The sequence below is a fragment of the Serratia sp. CY47444 genome (genome assembly GCF_052168635.1).
GTDB classification, from domain to species: Bacteria; Pseudomonadota; Gammaproteobacteria; order Enterobacterales; family Enterobacteriaceae; genus Serratia; species Serratia bockelmannii.
Map to the genome: position 1 here is coordinate 69,656 of NZ_JBJNMH010000017.1, position 19,101 is coordinate 88,756.

16 protein-coding genes are annotated in these 19,101 nt (G+C 61.8%); 11 read left to right on the forward strand and 5 right to left on the reverse strand.

Features of this window, described 5'->3' with window-relative positions:
* The first annotated feature begins 10 nt into the window (after positions 1-10).
* On the forward strand, positions 11-577 hold the full coding sequence (locus ACJ8IL_RS19550) for a GNAT family N-acetyltransferase (RefSeq protein WP_442516770.1): 567 nt from the start codon (positions 11-13) through the stop codon (positions 575-577).
* On the opposite strand, the gene ACJ8IL_RS19555 is transcribed toward ACJ8IL_RS19550, so the two are convergent.
* The gene (locus tag ACJ8IL_RS19555; RefSeq protein ID WP_442516771.1) at positions 574-1,191 is read right to left on the reverse strand and encodes a pyridoxamine 5'-phosphate oxidase family protein; all 618 of its coding nucleotides are present in this window, start codon (positions 1,189-1,191) and stop codon (positions 574-576) included. The two genes, ACJ8IL_RS19550 and ACJ8IL_RS19555, sit on opposite strands and share 4 nt — an antisense overlap.
* Before the next feature lie 68 nt (positions 1,192-1,259).
* Positions 1,260-2,213 (reverse strand): aldo/keto reductase, encoded by a 954-nt coding sequence (locus ACJ8IL_RS19560; RefSeq protein WP_049204848.1) that lies wholly within the window; start codon positions 2,211-2,213, stop codon positions 1,260-1,262.
* Positions 2,214-2,485: 272 nt separating this feature from the next.
* Here ACJ8IL_RS19560 and ACJ8IL_RS19565 point away from each other — a divergent pair, with 272 nt between their 5' ends.
* The 6 genes from ACJ8IL_RS19565 to baeR are packed head-to-tail and all read left to right on the forward strand — an operon-like array spanning position 2,486 to position 13,471.
* Positions 2,486-3,739, forward strand: a complete 1,254-nt coding sequence (locus ACJ8IL_RS19565) for an MdtA/MuxA family multidrug efflux RND transporter periplasmic adaptor subunit (RefSeq protein WP_442516772.1) — start codon at positions 2,486-2,488, stop codon at positions 3,737-3,739.
* Positions 3,739-6,858 carry an MdtB/MuxB family multidrug efflux RND transporter permease subunit gene (locus ACJ8IL_RS19570; protein WP_025303860.1) on the forward strand — a complete coding sequence of 1,040 codons (3,120 nt, stop codon included), beginning with the start codon at positions 3,739-3,741 and terminating at the stop codon, positions 6,856-6,858. Before ACJ8IL_RS19565 ends, ACJ8IL_RS19570 begins: the two co-directional genes overlap by 1 nt.
* Positions 6,855-9,935 carry a multidrug efflux RND transporter permease subunit MdtC gene (gene mdtC, locus ACJ8IL_RS19575; protein ID WP_060434402.1) on the forward strand — a complete coding sequence of 1,027 codons (3,081 nt, stop codon included), beginning with the start codon at positions 6,855-6,857 and terminating at the stop codon, positions 9,933-9,935. The genes ACJ8IL_RS19570 and mdtC overlap by 4 nt, the downstream gene beginning before the upstream one ends.
* Positions 9,936-9,945: 10 nt before the next feature.
* Entirely contained in the window at positions 9,946-11,376 is a 1,431-nt protein-coding gene (locus tag ACJ8IL_RS19580; protein ID WP_049296101.1) for an MFS transporter, read from the forward strand.
* Entirely contained in the window at positions 11,373-12,755 is a 1,383-nt protein-coding gene (baeS, locus tag ACJ8IL_RS19585) for a two-component system sensor histidine kinase BaeS (RefSeq protein ID WP_049204856.1), read from the forward strand. Before ACJ8IL_RS19580 ends, baeS begins: the two co-directional genes overlap by 4 nt.
* Positions 12,755-13,471 carry a two-component system response regulator BaeR gene (baeR, locus tag ACJ8IL_RS19590; RefSeq protein ID WP_004941568.1) on the forward strand — a complete coding sequence of 239 codons (717 nt, stop codon included), beginning with the start codon at positions 12,755-12,757 and terminating at the stop codon, positions 13,469-13,471. Before baeS ends, baeR begins: the two co-directional genes overlap by 1 nt.
* 7 nt (positions 13,472-13,478) lie before the next feature.
* Here baeR and ACJ8IL_RS19595 read toward each other — a convergent pair whose 3' ends face one another.
* Together ACJ8IL_RS19595 and ACJ8IL_RS19600 are read right to left on the reverse strand one after the other, a co-directional pair.
* Positions 13,479-13,868 carry a type II toxin-antitoxin system VapC family toxin gene (locus ACJ8IL_RS19595; RefSeq protein ID WP_025303864.1) on the reverse strand — a complete coding sequence of 130 codons (390 nt, stop codon included), beginning with the start codon at positions 13,866-13,868 and terminating at the stop codon, positions 13,479-13,481.
* Positions 13,869-13,871: 3 nt separating this feature from the next.
* Positions 13,872-14,135: an antitoxin gene (locus tag ACJ8IL_RS19600; protein WP_004941563.1), complete on the reverse strand. Its 264-nt coding sequence runs from the start codon at positions 14,133-14,135 to the stop codon at positions 13,872-13,874.
* Positions 14,136-14,472: 337 nt separating this feature from the next.
* Here ACJ8IL_RS19600 and ACJ8IL_RS19605 point away from each other — a divergent pair, with 337 nt between their 5' ends.
* Both ACJ8IL_RS19605 and trhP read left to right on the forward strand, forming a co-directional pair.
* Positions 14,473-14,811, forward strand: a complete 339-nt coding sequence (locus ACJ8IL_RS19605) for a YegP family protein (protein WP_016926703.1) — start codon at positions 14,473-14,475, stop codon at positions 14,809-14,811.
* A 178-nt stretch (positions 14,812-14,989) separates the two neighbouring features.
* Positions 14,990-16,342: a prephenate-dependent tRNA uridine(34) hydroxylase TrhP gene (gene trhP, locus ACJ8IL_RS19610; RefSeq protein ID WP_025303865.1), complete on the forward strand. Its 1,353-nt coding sequence runs from the start codon at positions 14,990-14,992 to the stop codon at positions 16,340-16,342.
* A 216-nt stretch (positions 16,343-16,558) separates the two neighbouring features.
* Here trhP and ACJ8IL_RS19615 read toward each other — a convergent pair whose 3' ends face one another.
* Positions 16,559-16,780, reverse strand: coding sequence for a hypothetical protein (locus ACJ8IL_RS19615; RefSeq protein WP_141998673.1), 222 nt, complete (start codon positions 16,778-16,780; stop codon positions 16,559-16,561).
* 29 nt (positions 16,781-16,809) lie between these two features.
* Between ACJ8IL_RS19615 and yegS the strand changes: the two genes are divergently transcribed.
* The gene (gene yegS, locus ACJ8IL_RS19620; RefSeq protein WP_043137977.1) at positions 16,810-17,715 is read left to right on the forward strand and encodes a lipid kinase YegS; all 906 of its coding nucleotides are present in this window, start codon (positions 16,810-16,812) and stop codon (positions 17,713-17,715) included.
* Between the two features lie 168 nt (positions 17,716-17,883).
* On the forward strand, positions 17,884-19,098 hold the full coding sequence (gene manD / locus ACJ8IL_RS19625) for a D-mannonate dehydratase ManD (RefSeq protein ID WP_173888300.1): 1,215 nt from the start codon (positions 17,884-17,886) through the stop codon (positions 19,096-19,098).
* The last annotated feature ends 3 nt before the right edge of the window (positions 19,099-19,101 follow it).

A 19,101-nucleotide genomic window follows, 5' to 3' on the forward strand; every position in this document is an offset into this window, starting at 1 on the left:
GCTATGCATCATGTCCACCATCCTTACCCTCGACAGCGACAGGCTGCGGCTGCGCCCCTGGCGCGACGACGATCTGCCGGCCTTCGCCGCGCTTAACGCCGATCCGCAGGTGATGCGCTATTTCCCGGCGACGATGACGGCCGAGGAAAGCCACGCGCAGGCCGAACGCATCCGCGCCTTCATGCAACAACATGGCTGGGGGCTATGGGCGGTGGAAGTGAAAGGCGGCGCGCCTTTTATCGGTTTTGTCGGGCTGGCGCGGCCGGGCGACGATCTGCCTTGTGCCCCCTGCGTGGAGATTGGCTGGCGGCTGGCGGCGGCTCACTGGGGCAACGGCTACGCCGCTGAGGCGGCACGCGCTGCGCTGGCGTGCGCCTTCGACACACTGCACTTGCCGGAAGTGGTGTCCTTCACCGCCGAAGATAACCAGCCGTCGCGCCGGGTGATGGAGCGCATCGGCATGCACTTTGACGGCGAAACCTTCCTGCACCCGCGCCTGCCGGCGGGGCACCCGCTGCAAAAACATGTCTTGTACCGGCTGAACCGGCAAACATGGCGCGAACGCCGCGGCGATTAATACAGCGTATCCTTCAGCCGCTGCGGCAGCGCCTGGTCGTACTCCTCACCGTCGAAGCGCGTTTGGCTCACCGCGGCCAAAATATGGCCGGGGCTGGGCAGCGCCGAACGTTCGAGGCGGCTGCCCTCTTCCCACAATCCCGAACGCAAGATCGCCCGGCTGCACTGGAAGAACACCGCCTCCACCCGAATGCGCAGCACCGAACGCGGCAGCTGGTTGCGGTGGACGAAGCGCTGCAGCATCGCTGGCGCCACCACGATTTCCGCCCGCCCGTTAATCCGCAGCGTTTCGCCGATGCCGGGGATCAGCAACAGCAGCGCCACCCGGTTGTCGTGCAGGATATTGCGCAAGCTGTCGATGCGGTTATTGCCGCGACGGTCCGGCAGCAGCAGGGTTTTCTCGTCTTCGATATGGATAAAACCGGCCGGATCGCCGCGCGGAGAGACATCCATGCCGTCCGGCCCGACCGTCGAGAGCGCGGCAAACGGCGCCGCCTCGATAAACGGACGGTACGCCGGGTGAATATAGCTGACTTCTTTAAAAACCGAGGGCGCGGCGGGTTTGCCGTACAGCTGTTCCAGCGTCGCGAGGTCGTTGATGATATCACCAGACATTGCGGGTTCCTGAATGGGCCATATTAACCCCTTCAGCATAGAGCAAAATCGCCGCCGGGTAACGCCCCCTACTCGGCGCTGGCGTCGTTCAGCGCCTGAATGTCGTCCGCATCCAGCGTCAGGCGGGTGGCGCTGACCAACTCATCCAGCTGCGGCAACGAGGTCGCACTGACGATCGGCGCGGTGATGCTCGGGCGCGCTATCAGCCAGGCCAGCGAAACCTGCGCCGGGGAGCTGCCGTGTTTGCCCGCCACCTGATCCAGCGCCGCCAGAATGCGGAAACCGCGCGGGTTCAGGTAGCGTTCGACGATGCGATCGCCGCGCTGGCTTTTGCCCTCGTCCGCTTTGCTGCGGTATTTGCCGGTCAGAAAACCACTGGCTAGCGCGAAGAAGTTGATCACCCCGAGGCCATGACGCTGCGCCACGCCTTCCAGCTCGGCTTCATACCCTTCGCGCGCATACAGGTTATATTCCGGCTGCAGGGTTTCGTAGCGCGCCAATCCGTTGCTCTCGCTCACCCGCAGCGCTTCTTCCAGGCGATCCGCCTGATAGTTGGAGGCGCCGATCGCCCGCACCTTGCCGGCCTTGATCAGCGCATCGAACGCCGCCAGCGTCTCTTCCAGCGGCGTATCGCGGTCATCGTCGTGCGACTGATAAAGATCGATATAATCGGTTTGCAGGCGACGCAGCGAGTCCTCCACCGCCTGCTGAATATAGCGCGGCGACAGCCCCTGCTTGCCTTCGCCCATCGGTTTGCCCACCTTGGTGGCGATGATCACCTGGTCGCGCTTGCCGCTCTTCTTCAGCCATTCGCCGATGACGGTTTCCGATTCGCCGCCCCGGTTGCCCGGCGCCCAGCTGGAATAAACGTCGGCGGTATCGATAAAGTTGAGCTGATTGTCCACCAGCGCATCCAGCAGGCTGAACGAGGTCGCTTGATCCGCCGTCCAGCCGAACACGTTGCCACCGAAGGTTAACGCCGGCACCTGAATGCCTGAACGACCCAGTTGTTTCTTGCTCATCACAAAGGCTCCATGGGTTAAATGATTTGCCTGTTAATTATTAGCGCCAAATACAGGAAATCGTTAAAACGTATTGGCTATAAGCCGGAATAAATCACTTATAAACATAGCACGCGCAAATCACCCACTTATTAAGACAATGCTGACGGTTCCTCCATATTTCCTTCATTTTTATGCCGTCTTCGCTGGCTAAACTAGTATCCTGTAAGGAGTGTCATTTTTGTGGCAATGAGTGCCCGCGCCCCTGCCTTTTGGAGAGAATTTTCACCACCATGAATGCAAAACCCCAACGTCGTTCCCTGCTGCTACGCCTGCTAGTTGCGGCGATTGCGATCATCGTCGCCGTTCTGGCCTGGCGCCATTTCAGCGCCGCCCAACCGACCGCTGGGACGACGCCGGGCGCGCACCAGGCCGCCGGTAAAACGGGAGCGGGCCGCGCGGCGGGCGGCAGACGCGGCGCGCCGATGTCGCCGGTGCAAGCGGCGACCGCCACGCAACAGACGGTGCCACGCTATCTTTCCGGCTTGGGCACCGCCACCGCCGCCAATACCGTGACCGTCACCAGCCGGGTCGATGGCCAACTGATGGCGATCCACTTTACCGAAGGCCAGCAGGTCAAAGCCGGCGATCTGCTGGCGGAAATCGATCCCCGGCCATTCCAGGTTCAGTTGACCCAGGCTCAGGGGCAGTTGGCAAAAGATCAGGCCACGCTGGCCAACGCCCGACGCGATCTGGCGCGCTATCAGCAGCTGGTGAAAACCAATCTGGTGTCCCGTCAGGAGCTGGATACGCAGGCCTCGCTGGTGCAGCAGACCGAAGGCGCGATCAAGGCCGATCAGGGCGCGGTCGACAGCGCCAAACTGCAGATCACCTACAGCCGCATCACTGCGCCAATCGACGGCCGCGTCGGCCTGAAACTGGTCGACGTCGGCAACTACGTTACCAGCGGCAGCACCCCCGGTCTGGTGGTGATCACGCAGACGCACCCGATCGACGTGGTGTTCACGCTGCCCGAAGGCAACATCGCCGATCTGCTCAAGGCGCAAAAAGCCGGGCCGGTGAGCGTCGAAGCCTGGGATCGCACCAACCAGAACAAGCTGACGACCGGTTCGCTGCTGAGCCTGGACAACCAGATTGATACCGCCACCGGCACCATCAAGCTGAAAGCGCGCTTCGCCAACGAAGATGACGCGCTGTTCCCCAATCAGTTCGTCAACGCGCGGCTGCAGGTGGATACCCTGCACGATGCGGTGATGATCCCGACCGCTGCGCTGCAGATGGGCAACGAGGGCAACTTCGTTTGGACGCTCGGCGAAGACAACAAGGTCAGCAAACATCGGGTCACCGCCGGCGTGCAGGACAGCCGGCAGGTGGTGATCAGCGCCGGTCTCAACGCCGGCGATCGGGTGGTGACCGACGGCATCGATCGCCTGACCGAAGGCATGCAGGTGGAAGTGCTCGCGCCGAGCGAAGCGCCGGCGGCGGCCAACGCCAAGCGCGAACCTGACGTTCAGAGGAAGTCCTGATGCAGGTGATGCCTCCCAACGCCGGCGGCGGTCCGTCCCGCCTGTTTATTCTGCGTCCGGTCGCCACCACGCTGCTGATGGTGGCAATATTGCTGGCGGGGATTATCGGTTATCGCGCGCTGCCGGTGTCCGCCCTGCCGGAGGTGGATTACCCCACTATCCAGGTGGTGACGCTGTACCCCGGCGCCAGCCCGGACGTGGTGACCTCCGCCATTACCGCGCCGCTGGAACGCCAGTTCGGCCAGATGTCCGGCCTGAAGCAAATGGCGTCGCAAAGCTCCGGCGGCGCCTCGGTGGTCACACTGCAGTTCCAGTTGGCGCTGCCGCTCGACGTCGCGGAGCAGGAAGTGCAGGCGGCGATCAACTCCGCCACCAACCTGCTGCCGACCGATTTGCCTTACCCGCCGATTTACAGCAAGGTTAACCCCGCCGATCCGCCGATCCTGACGCTGGCCGTGACCTCCACCGCCATGCCGATGACGCAGGTGGAAGACATGGTGGAAACCCGCGTGGCGCAAAAAATTTCTCAGGTGACCGGCGTCGGCCTGGTGACGCTGGCCGGCGGCCAACGCCCGGCAGTGCGCGTAAAATTGAACGCGGCGGCGGTCGCCGCCTATGGCCTGAACAGTGAAACCATTCGCGCCGCCATCAGCAACGCCAACGTCAACTCGGCGAAAGGCAGCCTTGACGGCCCGACCCGATCGGTCACCCTCTCCGCCAACGACCAAATGAAATCTGCCGACGACTATCGCCAGCTGATCGTCGCCTATCAGAACGGCGCGGCGATCCGCCTGCAGGATATCGCCACCATCGAACAAGGGGCGGAAAATACCCGACTGGCGGCCTGGGCCAACAAGCAACAGGCGATCGTGCTGAACATCCAACGCCAGCCCGGCGTCAACGTCATCACCACCGCCGACAGCATCCGCGAAATGCTGCCGACGCTGATTAAAAGCCTACCCAAGTCAGTCGACGTCAAGGTGTTGACCGATCGCACCACCACCATCCGCGCCTCGGTCAGCGACGTGCAGTTCGAGCTGCTGCTGGCGATCGCGCTGGTGGTGATGGTGATCTACGTGTTCCTGCGCAACGTGCCGGCGACCATTATCCCCAGCGTGGCGGTGCCGCTGTCGCTGGTGGGCACCTTCGCCGCCATGTACTTCCTTGGCTTCTCCATCAACAACCTGACGCTGATGGCGCTGACCATCGCCACCGGCTTCGTGGTGGACGACGCCATCGTGGTGATCGAGAACATCTCGCGCTACATCGAGAAAGGGGAAAAACCGCTCGACGCCGCGTTGAAAGGGGCCGGCGAGATCGGCTTCACCATCATCTCTCTGACCTTCTCGCTGGTGGCGGTGCTGATCCCGCTGCTGTTCATGGGCGACATCGTCGGCCGCCTGTTCCGCGAGTTCGCCGTCACGCTGGCGGTGGCAATTTTGATCTCCGCCGTGGTGTCGCTGACGCTGACACCGATGATGTGCGCACGCATGCTCAGCCACGAATCGCTGCGCAAGCAGAACCGTTTTTCCGCCGCCTCCGAACGCTTTTTCGACCGGGTGATCGCGCAATATGGCAAGTGGCTGAAAACGGTGCTTAACCATCCCTGGCTGACGCTCGGCGTGGCCGTGGGCACGCTGGCGCTGACGGTATTGCTGTACCTGCTGATCCCGAAAGGTTTCTTCCCGGTGCAGGACAACGGCATCATTCAGGGCACGCTGGAAGCGCCGCAGAGCGTCTCGTTCAGCAACATGGCCGAGCGCCAGCAGCAGGTCGCGGCGCAGATCCTCAAAGATCCGGCGGTGGAGAGCCTGACCTCGTTCGTCGGCGTCGACGGCAGCAACGCCACGCTCAACAGCGGCCGGCTGCAGATCAACCTGAAGCCGCTGAGCGAACGCAGCGAGCGCATTCCGGCGATCATCAGCCGCCTGCAGCAGCAAACGGCGCAGTTCCCCGGCGTGAAGCTGTATCTGCAACCGGTGCAGGATCTGACCATCGATACCCAGGTCAGCCGCACCCAGTACCAGTTCACCCTGCAGGCGATGTCGCTGGACGATCTCAGCCTGTGGGTGCCGCAGCTGATGGATGAGCTGAAGCAAACCCCGCAGCTGGCGGACGTCACCAGCGACTGGCAGGATCAGGGGCTGGTGGCCTATGTCAACGTCGATCGCGATTCGGCCTCCCGCCTCGGCGTCACCATGAGCGACGTGGACAATGCGCTGTACAACGCGTTCGGCCAGCGCCTGATCTCCACCATCTACACCCAGGCCAATCAATACCGCGTGGTGCTGGAGCACGACGTCAGCGCGACACCGGGGTTGGCGGCGCTCAATGAGATCCGTCTGAGCGGCAACGACGGCGCCGTGGTGCCGCTGAGCGCCATCGCCAAAATCGAAGAGCGCTTCGGCCCGCTGTCGGTGAACCATCTCGACCAGTTCCCGTCGGCCACCGTTTCGTTCAACGTCGCCGACGGCTACTCGCTCGGCGAGGCGGTCGACGCGGTCACCCAGGCGGAAAAAAATCTCAATATGCCAAGGGACATCACCACCCAATTCCAGGGGGCGACCCTGGCCTTCCAGGCGGCGCTCGGCAGCACGCTGTGGCTGATTTTGGCGGCGGTGGTGGCGATGTACATCGTGCTGGGCGTGCTGTATGAAAGCTTCATTCATCCGGTCACCATCCTCTCCACCCTGCCGACCGCCGGGGTCGGCGCCCTGTTGGCGCTGATGTTGGCCGGCAGCGAGCTGGACGTGATCGCCATCATCGGCATCATCCTGCTGATCGGCATTGTGAAGAAGAACGCCATCATGATGATCGACTTCGCGCTGGCGGCGGAACGCGAGCAGGGTTTATCGCCGCGCGACGCCATCTATCAGGCCTGTCTGCTGCGTTTCCGGCCGATCTTGATGACCACGCTGGCGGCCTTGCTCGGCGCGTTGCCGCTGATGCTGAGCACCGGCGTCGGCGCTGAGCTGCGGCATCCGCTCGGCGTCTGTATGGTCGGCGGTTTGATCATGAGCCAGATCCTGACGCTGTTCACCACGCCGGTGATCTACCTGCTGTTTGACAAGCTGGCGCGCAACACGCATCGCCAGCTGGATACGCAGGAGCTGCCGTGAAATTCTTCGCCCTGTTCATTCACCGGCCGGTGGCCACCACCCTGCTGACGCTGGCCATCGCCATCAGCGGCGCGATCGGCTTTCGCCTGCTGCCGGTGTCGCCGCTGCCGCAGGTGGATTTTCCGGTGATTTCGATCAGCGCGTCGCTGCCGGGCGCCTCGCCGGAAACCATGGCGTCCTCGGTGGCGACGCCGCTGGAGCGCGCGCTGGGCCGCATCGCCGGGGTTAACGAAATGACCTCGATGAGTTCGCTCGGCAGTACCCGCGTCATTTTGCAGTTCGATCTCGATCGCGACATCAACGGCGCCGCGCGCGACGTGCAGGCGGCGATTAACGCCGCGCAAAGCCTGCTGCCGACCGGCATGCCGAGCCGCCCCAGCTACCGTAAGGTCAACCCTTCCGACGCGCCGATCATGATCCTGACGCTGACCTCGGACACCTACAGCCAGGGGCAGCTTTACGATTTCGCCTCCACCCAGCTGGCGCAGAAGATCAGCCAGACCGAGGGCGTCGGCGACGTTTCCGTAGGCGGCAGCTCGCTGCCGGCGGTGCGGGTGGAGCTGAACCCTTCGGCGCTGTTCAATCAGGGCGTGTCGCTGGACAGCGTGCGGCAGGCCATCGCCAACGCCAACGTGCGCCGTCCGCAGGGCGCCGTGGAAAACCCGCAGCAGCGCTGGCAGATCCAGGCCAACGACGCGCTGAAAACCGCCGATGCTTATCGTCCGCTGATCATTCATTACAACAACGGCTCGGCGGTGCGTTTAGCCGACGTGGCCGAGGTCAAAGACTCGGTGCAAGACGTGCGTAACGCCGGGATGACCGACGCCAAACCGGCGATCATTCTGGCCATCAGCCGCGCGCCGGACGCCAACATCATCGAAACCGTCGATCGCATTCGCGCCGAGCTGCCCGCCCTGCAGGAGAATATCCCGGCCTCGATTCAACTCAACGTCGCGCAGGATCGTTCGCCAACCATCCGCGCGTCGCTGGCCGAGGTGGAACAGTCGCTGGCGATCGCCATCGGGCTGGTGATCCTGGTGGTGTTCATCTTCCTGCGCTCCGGGCGCGCCACGCTGATCCCGGCGGTCGCCGTGCCGGTGTCGCTGATCGGCTCGTTCGCCGCCATGTATCTGTGCGGCTTCAGCCTCAACAACCTGTCGCTGATGGCGCTGACCATCGCCACCGGCTTTGTGGTGGACGACGCCATCGTGGTGCTGGAAAACATTTCCCGCCACGTCGAGGCCGGCATGAAACCGATCAACGCCGCGCTGCTGGGCGCGCGGGAAGTCGGCTTCACCGTGCTGTCGATGAGCATTTCGCTGGTGGCGGTGTTTATCCCGCTGCTGCTGATGGAAGGCCTGCCCGGCCGGCTATTCCGCGAGTTCGCCGTCACCCTGTCGGTATCGATCGGGCTGTCGCTCATCGTCTCGCTGACGCTCACGCCGATGATGTGTGCCTATTTGCTGCGCCACCAGCCGGCGCGTTCGCAGCGGCGCGCGCGCGGCTTCGGCAAAATGCTGCTGGCGCTGCAGCAGGGTTACGGACGCTCGCTGAACTGGGTGCTCGGCCACTCGCGCTGGGTGCTGGCGGTGTTCCTCGCCACCGTTGCGCTCAACGTCTGGCTGTATATCAGCATCCCGAAAACCTTCTTCCCTGAACAGGATACCGGGCGTCTGATGGGCTTTATCCAGGCCGACCAAAGCATTTCGTTCCAGGCGATGCGCGGCAAACTGGAAGACTTCATGAAAATCGTGCGCGAAGATCCGGACGTGGAAAACGTCACCGGTTTTACCGGCGGCTCGCGCACCAACAGCGGTTCGATGTTCATCTCACTGAAACCCCTGTCGGTACGCAGCGACGACGCGCAGAAAGTGATCGCCCGCCTGCGTGCCCGCCTGGCCAAAGAACCGGGCGCCAGCCTGTTTCTGATGGCGGTACAGGATATCCGCGTCGGCGGCCGGCAGGCCAACGCCAGCTACCAATATACGCTGCTGGCGGACGATCTCGCCGCGCTGCGCGAATGGGAGCCGAAGATCCGCACCGCGCTGGCCGCATTGCCCGAGCTGGCGGACGTCAACTCGGATCAGCAGGATAAAGGCTCGGAGATGGATCTGGTCTACGATCGCGAAACCATGGCGCGCCTCGGCATTTCGGTGTCCGACGCCAACAACCTGTTGAACAACGCCTTCGGCCAGCGACAGATTTCGACCATCTATCAACCGCTCAACCAATACAAAGTCGTGATGGAAGTGGCGCCGCCCTACACTCAGGACGTGAGCTCGTTGGACAAAATGTTCATCATCAACAACGAAGGCAAGGCGATACCGCTCTCCTACTTCGCCAGTTGGCGACCGGCCAACGCGCCGCTGTCGGTCAACCATCAGGGGCTGTCCGCCGCCTCGACCATCTCCTTTAACCTGCCGGACGGCGGCAGCCTGTCGGACGCCACCGCGGCGGTAGAGCGCACCATGACTCAGCTCGGCGTGCCGTCCACGGTGCGCGGCGCGTTCGCCGGCACCGCCCAGGTATTCCAGGACACCCTGAAGTCGCAGCTCATCCTGATCCTGGCAGCGATCGCCACGGTGTATATCGTGCTCGGCGTGCTGTATGAGAGCTATATCCATCCGCTGACCATCCTTTCCACGCTGCCTTCCGCCGGCGTGGGGGCGCTACTGGCGCTCGAGCTGTTCGGCGCACCGTTCAGCCTGATCGCGCTGATCGGCATCATGCTGTTGATCGGTATCGTGAAGAAAAATGCCATCATGATGGTCGACTTCGCGCTCGAAGCGCAGCGCAACGGCGGCATCAGCGCCCGCGAGGCGATTTTCCAGGCCAGCCTGCTGCGTTTCCGGCCGATCATGATGACCACGCTGGCGGCGTTGTTCGGCGCGCTGCCGCTGGTGCTGACCCGCGGCGACGGCGCGGAGCTGCGCCAGCCGCTCGGCATCACCATCGCCGGCGGCCTGGTGATGAGCCAGCTGCTGACGCTGTACACCACCCCGGTGGTCTACCTTTACTTCGACCGGCTGCAGGCGAAGTTCCGCCGCAACAAGCAACTGGCCCCGCTGCCCCATTAATGGCCGACCGATGCTGATGAAACACACCGCCACGGTACGCTGGCAACTCTGGATAGTGGCATTCGGCTTCTTTATGCAGACGCTGGATACCACTATCGTCAACACCGCCCTGCCCTCGATGGCCGCGAGCCTGGGGGAGAACCCGCTGCGCATGCAGTCGGTGATCGTCTCCTATGTGCTGACGGTGGCGGTGACGCTGCCGGCCAGCGGCTGGCTGGCGGACAAGGTCGGCGTACAGCGGGTGTTTTTCAGCGCCATCGTGCTGTTCACCCTCGGCTCCCTCCTCTGCGCCCGCTCGGAAACCCTGAACGAACTGATCGCCTCGCGCGTGCTTCAGGGCGTCGGCGGCGCGATGATGGTGCCGGTCGGCCGCCTGACGGTGATGAAAATCGTGCCGCGCGAGCAGTACATGGCGGCGATGACCTTCGTAACGCTGCCAGGCCAAATCGGCCCGCTGATGGGGCCGGCGCTGGGTGGCTTCCTGGTGCAATACGCCAGCTGGCATTGGATTTTCCTGATCAATATTCCGGTGGGTATCGTGGGCGCCATCGCCACGCTGCTGCTGATGCCCAACTACCAAATGCAGACCCGCCGCTTCGACGTCAGCGGCTTTATCCTGCTGGCGATCGGCATGGCGTCGCTGACGCTGGCGCTCGACGGCCACAAAGGCATGGGGCTGTCCGGCAGCGCCATCGCCGGCCTGGTGGCGCTGGGCGTGGCGGCGCTGTTGGGGTATGTTTGGCATGCTTACGGCAATAGCCGCGCCCTGTTCTCGCTGCGGCTGCTGCGCACCCCGACTTACAAGATCGGACTGCTGGCCAGCCTGCTGGGGCGCATCGGCAGCGGCATGCTGCCGTTCATGACGCCGCTGTTTCTGCAGGTGGGCATGGGCTTCTCGCCGTTCCACGCCGGGCTGATGATGATCCCGATGATCATCGGCAGCATGGGCATGAAGCGCATCGTGGTGCAGGTGGTCAACCGCTTCGGCTACCGCAACGTGCTGGTGGCCGCCACGCTGCTGCTGGCGCTGGTCAGCCTGAGTTTCCTGCTGGCGGCGATGCTCGGCTGGCTGTGGCTGCTGCCGGTGGTGCTGTTCTTCCAGGGGATGGTCAACTCGCTGCGCTTCTCGGCGATGAACACCCTGACGCTGAAAGATCTGCCGGACCGGCTGGCCAGCAGCGGCAACAGCCTGCTGTCGATGGTCATGCAGCTGTCGATGAGCCTCGGCGTCAGCGTCGCCGGCATCTTGATCGGCAGCTTCGCCCATCACCAGGTGGTGGCCGATAGCCCAGCCATTCACAGCGCATTTATTTACAGCTACTGCTGTATGGCGTTGATTATCGCCCTGCCCGCGCTCGCCTTCGCGCGCGTGCCGGCCGATAGCGCGCCCAACCGCACGCTGACCAAAGAGCCGGGTACCGGCTCAACGAGGTTGCAATGAGGATAGGCATTACCGGGAAGCTGTTCCTGGCCATTTTCGCTACCTGCATGCTGGTGTTGATCACCATGCATTGGGGGGTGCGCGTCAGCTTTGAGCGCGGCTTTATCGATTACATCAAGAGCAGCAACGAGCAGCGCATCAACATGCTGAGCGAAGCGCTGGAGGAACAGTACAGCCATCATGGCAATTGGATATTCCTGCGCAACAACGATCAGGTGGTCTACCAAATCATGCGTTCGTTCGAGCAGAACAGCGACAGCAGCCACAATCTGCCGCCCAAGGGCTGGCGCACCCAGTTTTGGGTGGTGGACAGCCAGTTCAATCGGCTGGTCGGGCATTCCGGCCCGTTGCCGAAAGAGGGGCCGCGCCATCCAATCCGCTATAACAACGAGATCGTCGGCTGGGTGCTCACCACCCCGGTCGAGCGCCTGACGCGCAATACGGACATCAACTTCGATCGCCAGCAGCGGCGCACCAGTTGGATTATCGTCGCGCTCTCCACCCTGTTGGCAGCGGCGGTGACCTGGCTGCTGTCGCGCGGCATGCTGGCCCCGGTCAAGCGCCTGGTGGCGGGCACCCACCGCCTGGCGGCGGGCGATTTCACCACCCGCGTGGCGGTCAGCAGCCAGGATGAACTGGGCAGGCTGGCGCACGACTTCAACCAGTTGGCCACCTCGCTGGAAAAAAACGAGCAGATGCGTCGCGCCTTTATGGCCGACGTGTCGCACGAGCTACGCACGCCGCTGGCGGTGCTGCGCGGCGAGCTGGAGGCGCTGCAGGACGGCGTGCGCCAGCCGACGCCGGCGTCGCTCAGCTCGCTGCAGGCTGAGGTATCCACCTTGACCAAACTGGTCGACGACCTGCACCAGCTGTCGCTCTCCGATCTCGGCGCGCTGGCCTATCGCAAGGCGCAGGTGGACTGCGTGCACCTGGTGCAGATCGCCGTCGCCGCCTTCCGCGAACGCTTCCGCGCCAAAGGGCTGGAGATCGTCACCCATCTGCCGGCCCAGGCGCCGCTGTTCGGCGATCCCGATCGCCTGAATCAGCTGTTCAATAACCTGTTGGAAAACAGCCTGCGTTACACCGACGTCGGTGGCCGGCTGGAGATCGGCGCCGAGCTGCAGCCGGGGAGACTGATCCTCTGCTGGCAGGACAGCGCGCCGGGCATCAGCGATCAGCAACTGACGCGCATTTTCGAACGCTTCTATCGGGCGGAAGGTTCACGCAACCGCGCCAGCGGCGGCTCAGGGCTGGGGTTGGCGATCTGCCACAACATCGTGGAAGCGCACGACGGGAAAATCCGCGCCGAGCATTCGCCTTTAGGCGGCGTGCGCATTACAGTAGAATTTGCTACCCCGATAAAAAATAAGGCGCCCTGATGGACATTCAGAATCAACCCGTGCAGATCATGATTGTTGAAGATGAGCCCAAGCTGGGCCAGCTGCTGGTGGATTATCTGCAGGCGGCGGGCTACGCCACCCGCTGGCTGACCAACGGTAATGAAGTGGTGCCGACCGTGCACCAGCATCCGCCGGCGCTGATCTTACTCGACCTGATGTTGCCAGGGGCCGACGGCCTGACGGTGTGCCGCGAGCTGCGCCGCTTCAGCGACGTGCCCATCGTGATGGTGACGGCGAAAATCGAAGAGATTGACCGCCTGTTGGGATTGGAGATCGGCGCCGACGATTACATCTGCAAACCCTACAGCCCGCGTGAAGTGGTGGCGCGAGTGAAAACCATCCTGCGCCGCAGCTATCGGCCGCAGGAGAACGCGCGGGAAGATGATCTGCTGCACATCGATGAACCGCGCTTCCAGGCCAGCTATCAGGGGCAGTTGCTGGATCTGACGCCGGCGGAGTTCCGCCTGCTGAAAACGCTGGCCAGCCAGCCAGGCAACGTGTTTTCTCGCGAGCAGCTGCTGAACAACCTGTACGACGACTACCGGGTGGTCACCGACCGCACCATCGACAGCCACATCAAAAACCTGCGCCGCAAGCTGGAACTGATCGACGGGGAAAAATCCTTTATTCGCTCGGTATACGGTGTGGGCTACCGCTGGGAAGCCGAGCCCTGCCGGCTGATGAATGGGGTTTAGAGGGAAATCAGCGCGTCCAGTCTTCAACCGCCAACCCGGGCACCATGGCGAATGCGCGATCGTTGGTCACCAGCGTCGCGCCACGGCTCTGCGCGTGAGCGGCGATCAGTTGATCCATCGCGCCCATGATTTTGCCCTTTCTCCCCATGTTTGCCCGCATTTCACCGTAGCAGCGGGCGGCCTCGCGATCCCATGCATAGACCGTCACCGCAGCAAGAAAGGCCTCGACCATGCTTTGCAACGCTTTGTTCCGCCGTTTGGCCACACCGTAAAGCAGTTCCGCCTCCGTGACGCTGGAAATACATACGGCAGAAGGCGGGAGCTTTTGCATGACGTTAAGCACCTGCGGATGCTGCCGAAACAAGTGGCTGACGGTGTTGGTATCAAACATGTACATCGCCTACTCTTCCTCTGAGAATGGATCGCGGTCTGCAACCCCTTGCTGACGATCTTCCGCGCCAAGAAACTCTTGCGGCACCGGCGTTTGGGCGATAATGCTCAGCAGCGGTGCCCAGCTGTCCGGCTTTGCCGGATATTTGGATAAAATCACGTTTCCCTCCCGATCGCGACGGATATACACACGATCCGTATCAAATTCAAATTCCACCGGTAACCTCACCGCCTGATTTCTACCGTTTTTAAACAGCTTGGCGATTCTTTCCATCTCGACACTCCACAGCAGGCATAGGCCAAAGCATATGCCTGCAGCGCGTCGATGCCAAGATCTATCGCTCACTTTTCACTCACCTTTACGTAGCGGGCAAACGGTAACGCGCAATGCTGCTCGATGAAACCACGTAATTGTCATTATGCGGCGCACTGCGCAATCACCGCGCCTTTCCTTAGCTTCCCGTGCGGCGCCGGGCTCACCGAATGAAAACTCCGCGCCGGCGCAAAAAAACTGCGCATTTTTTCGACTAAGCTGCTGTGAGGTTTAGCCGCCGATTTTCAAGCGATTGGCTACACTTACATCACGAATCGGAACCTACAGGAGAAGAACCATGGCAATCGGTCATTACGAGCTGAAAAAAGCAAAGAACGGACAGTACCACTTCAACCTGAAAGCCAGTAACGGCGAAATTATTCTGGCCAGCGAGATGTATGCCAGCAAAGCCTCGGCGGAGAACGGCATCGCCTCGGTGCAGACCAATTCACCGCACGAAGCGCAGTACGAACTGAAGCACAGCGCCAGCAATCAGCCCTATTTTGTGCTGAAGGCCAAGAACCATCAGGTGATCGGCGTCAGCGAAATGTACAGCTCCGAAAGCGCGGCCAAAAACGGTATCCAGTCGGTGACGAAAAACGGCCCGACCACCGATATCCGCGATTTGAGCGCCTGATCCCCCGTTTCGCCCGCGCGGTGGCCGCCACCGCGCGTTTTCCGTTTGACCGGGATCAATCTCCCTTGAATAAATCCGGTTAACTGCTGATTTCTTGCCGCGCTGCGGCTACAATCCCCCGCTTTTACTGCGCCATCAGGTGGCGTGGTGCTGACCTGAAATCAGACCGAGACACACTATGTTTACACCGGAACTTCTCTCCCCGGCCGGAACGCTGAAAAACATGCGTTACGCCTTTGCCTACGGCGCCGATGCGGTTTACGCCGGCCAGCCGCGCTACAGCCTGCGGGTACGCAACAACGAGTTCAACCACGAGAATCTGGCGCAGGGCATCAACGAAGCGCATGCGCTGGGCAAAAAATTCTACGTGGTGGTGAACATCGCCCCGCACAACGCCAAGCTGAAAACCTTCTTGCGCGATCTGAAGCCGGTTATCGATATGGGCCCGGATGCGCTGATCATGTCCGATCCTGGCCTTATCATGATGGTGCGCGAAGCCTTCCCGCAGATGGACATCCACCTGTCGGTGCAGGCCAATGCCGTTAACTGGGCGACGGTGAAGTTCTGGAAGCAAATGGGCCTGACCCGCGTGATCCTGTCGCGCGAACTGTCGCTGGAAGAGATTGCCGAGATCCGCGCCGAAGTGCCGGACATGGAGCTGGAGATCTTCGTCCACGGCGCGCTGTGCATGGCCTACTCCGGCCGCTGCCTGCTGTCCGGCTACATCAACAAACGCGATCCCAATCAGGGTACCTGCACCAATGCCTGCCGCTGGCAGTACAAGGCGGAGGAAGGCAAAGAGGACGACACCGGCAATATCGTGCACCTGCACGAACCGATCCCGGTGCAGACCGTCGAGCCGACGCTGGGCATCGGCGCGCCGACCGACAAGGTGTTCATGCTGTCTGAAGCGCAAAAGCCAGGTGAATATATGAGCGCCTTCGAAGACGAACACGGCACCTATATCATGAACTCCAAGGATCTGCGCGCCATCCAGCACGTGGAGCGTCTGACGCAGCTCGGCGTGCATTCGCTGAAGATCGAAGGGCGCACCAAGTCCTTCTACTACTGCGCCCGCACCGCCCAGGTCTACCGCCGCGCCATCGACGACGCCGTTGCCGGCAAACCGTTCGATCCGACCCTGCTCACCACGCTGGAAGGCCTGGCGCACCGCGGCTATACCGAAGGCTTCCTGCGCCGCCACGTGCACGAAGCGCAGCAGAATTACGAATACGGCTCTTCGCTCTCCGAGCGCCAGCAGTTCGTCGGCGAGTTCACCGGCGTGCGCCGCGAAGGCTGGGCGGAAGTCGACGTGAAGAATAAATTCTCACTCGGCGACAGCGTCGAGATGATGACGCCAGGCGGCAACGTACTGTTCACCCTCGAAAGCATGCAAAATAAGAAAGGCGAGCCGATTGAGGTCGCGCCGGGCAACGGCCATATCGTTTATTTGCCGATCCCGCAGGATATTGATCTCAATTATGCATTGCTGATCCGCAATTTGGCGGAAGAAAATAGCGCCGGAGCCTAACAATCAATCGTCGCCATTCGGCGGCGATTTTTAGCAAATATTAGAATTGGATCACATCAATGTGCCCGCAGCTTGGTTACTATCACGCTGCTTAAAACGAACAACGAAAATATTTGCATAGCAATACTAGGAACCACCTCCTTAGCCGGCCCAATCTCCCTTGGGCTGGCTTTTTCTTTATGGGTCCGCCATTGCCGCCGGTGCGCCTATTTTTCATTACGTTTTCCCGTTATCCATTTTAATAAAAATAATAACGCCACATCGATATATAAATAACGCTATAGCGATTAATCCTGCCGCCATTAAAATTCCGCTTATTGTCAGGTTAAATTCAGATAAATTCGCATCGTCTTCATATTCACGGCACAATAGGAAATAACCGGAATTAGCTGAATATTCTGATGGCTTGGCGGCGTAGGCTGGTTTATCTTGAGGCATTCTTGGTTTTCCGCCGGAGGAGATCGGTAATGCCTCAACACTCACATGCAGCCGCCCTGCTTATTCTCAACGGCAAGGGCGCCGGCAACGAAGAACTGCGTCAGGCGGTCACACGGCTGCGCGAAGAGCAAATCACGCTGTACGTGCGCGTGACCTGGGAGCACGGCGACGCCGCGCGCTACGTCGCGGAAGCTGCACAACTCGGCGTCGGCACCGTCGTCGCCGGCGGCGGTGACGGCACCATCAACGAAGTGGCCGCCGCGCTGGTGCAGCTGCCGGCGCATAACCGGCCGGCGCTGGGCATTCTGCCGCTCGGCACCGCCAACGACTTCGCCATGGCGTGCAATATCCCCCCATCCCCCGAACTGGCGCTGCAGCTGGCGATCAAGGGCCGCTCGGTGCCGATCGATCTGGCGAAGGTCAACGGCGAGCGCTACTTCATCAACATGGCCACCGGCGGCTTCGGCACCCGCATCACCACCGAGACACCGGAGAAGTTGAAGGCGGCCTTGGGCGGCGTGTCCTACTTCGTGCACGGCTTGCTGCGCATGGATACGCTGCAGGCCGACCGCTGTGAAATCCGCGGGCCGGACTTCCGCTGGGCCGGCGAAGCATTGGTGATCGGCATCGGCAACGGCAAGCAGGCCGGCGGCGGCCAGGAACTGTGCCCCAGCGCGCTGATCAACGACGGCCTGCTGCAGCTGCGCCTGCTGATCGCCGATGAACTGCTGCCGGCGTTGGTCGCCGCCCTGTTCAACGACGAAGAGAGCAACAGCATCCTCAGCGCGGCGCTGCCGTGGCTCGAGATCGACGCGCCGCATGAGATGACCTTCAACCTCGACGGCGAACCGCTCAAAGGCCGCCATTTCCGCATCGAAGTGTTGCCGCAGGCCATCGAATGCCGCCTGCCGCCTAACTGCGCCCTGCTGGGCTGACCTTGTCGGGCGCAGCCGCTGCGCCCCACTTCTTCCCCTCCGTTCATCCGCTTCCACTCGCGATCAAATGTGATCCTCTCCGGCAAATTCATCAATTCATACTTGTATGGTAGTTAGTTCATGACGTATTTTCGCGCTATCTCTCCGCAGCTACAGGATGTGAAGGTTATGAAAATCGTCAACGCCGAGGTGTTCGTCACCTGCCCGGGGCGCAACTTTGTCACGCTGAAAATCACCACCGATGACGGCATCATCGGCCTCGGTGACGCCACGCTGAACGGGCGCGAATTGCCGGTGGCCTCTTACCTGAAAGATCACCTCTGCCCGCAGTTGATCGGCCGCGACGCGCAGCGGATCGAAGACCTCTGGCAATTCTTCTACAAAGGCGCTTACTGGCGGCGCGGCCCGGTGACCATGTCCGCCATTTCCGCCGTCGACATGGCGCTGTGGGACATCAAGGCCAAGGCCGCCAACATGCCGCTGTATCAGCTGTTGGGCGGCGCCTCACGTTCGGGAGTGATGGTGTATTGCCATACCACCGGCCACTCGATCGACGAGGTGCTCGACGACTACGCTAAACATAAAGAACAAGGCTTCAAGGCGATCCGCGTGCAATGCGGCGTGCCCGGCATGAAAACCACCTACGGCATGGCCAAGGGCAAAGGCCAGGCCTATGAGCCGGCCACCAAGGGTGACTGGCCGGAAGAGCAGCTGTGGTCGACGGAAAAATACCTCGATTTCACCCCCAAACTGTTCGACGCGGTGCGCAACAGGTTCGGCTTCAACGAGCACCTGCTGCACGACATGCACCACCGCCTGACGCCAATTGAAGCGGCGCGCTTTGGTAAAAGCGCCGAGCTGTATCGCCTGTTCTGGATGGAGGATCCGACGCCGGCGGAAAATCAGGCCTGTTTCCGCCTGATCCGCCAGCATACCGTCACGCCGATCGCCGTCGGCGAGGTGTTCAACAGCATTTGGGACTGCAAACAGCTGATCGAAGAACAGCTGATCGACTACATCCGCACCACCCTGACGCACGCGGGCGGCATTACCGGCATGCGGCGCATCGCCGACTTCGCCTCGCTGTATCAGGTGCGCACCGGTTCTCACGGCCCTTCCGATCTGTCGCCGATCTGCATGGCGGCGGCGCTGCATTTCGATCTGTGGGTGCCAAACTTCGGCGTGCAGGAATACATGGGCTATTCCGAGCAGATGCTCGAGGTGTTCCCGCACAGCTGGACGTTCGACGACGGCTATATGCATCCGGGCGACAAGCCGGGCATCGGCATCGAGTTCGATGAGAAGCTGGCGGCCCGTTACCCGTATGAACCGGCCTACCTGCCGGTCGCACGTCTGGAGGATGGCACCTTATGGAACTGGTAAACA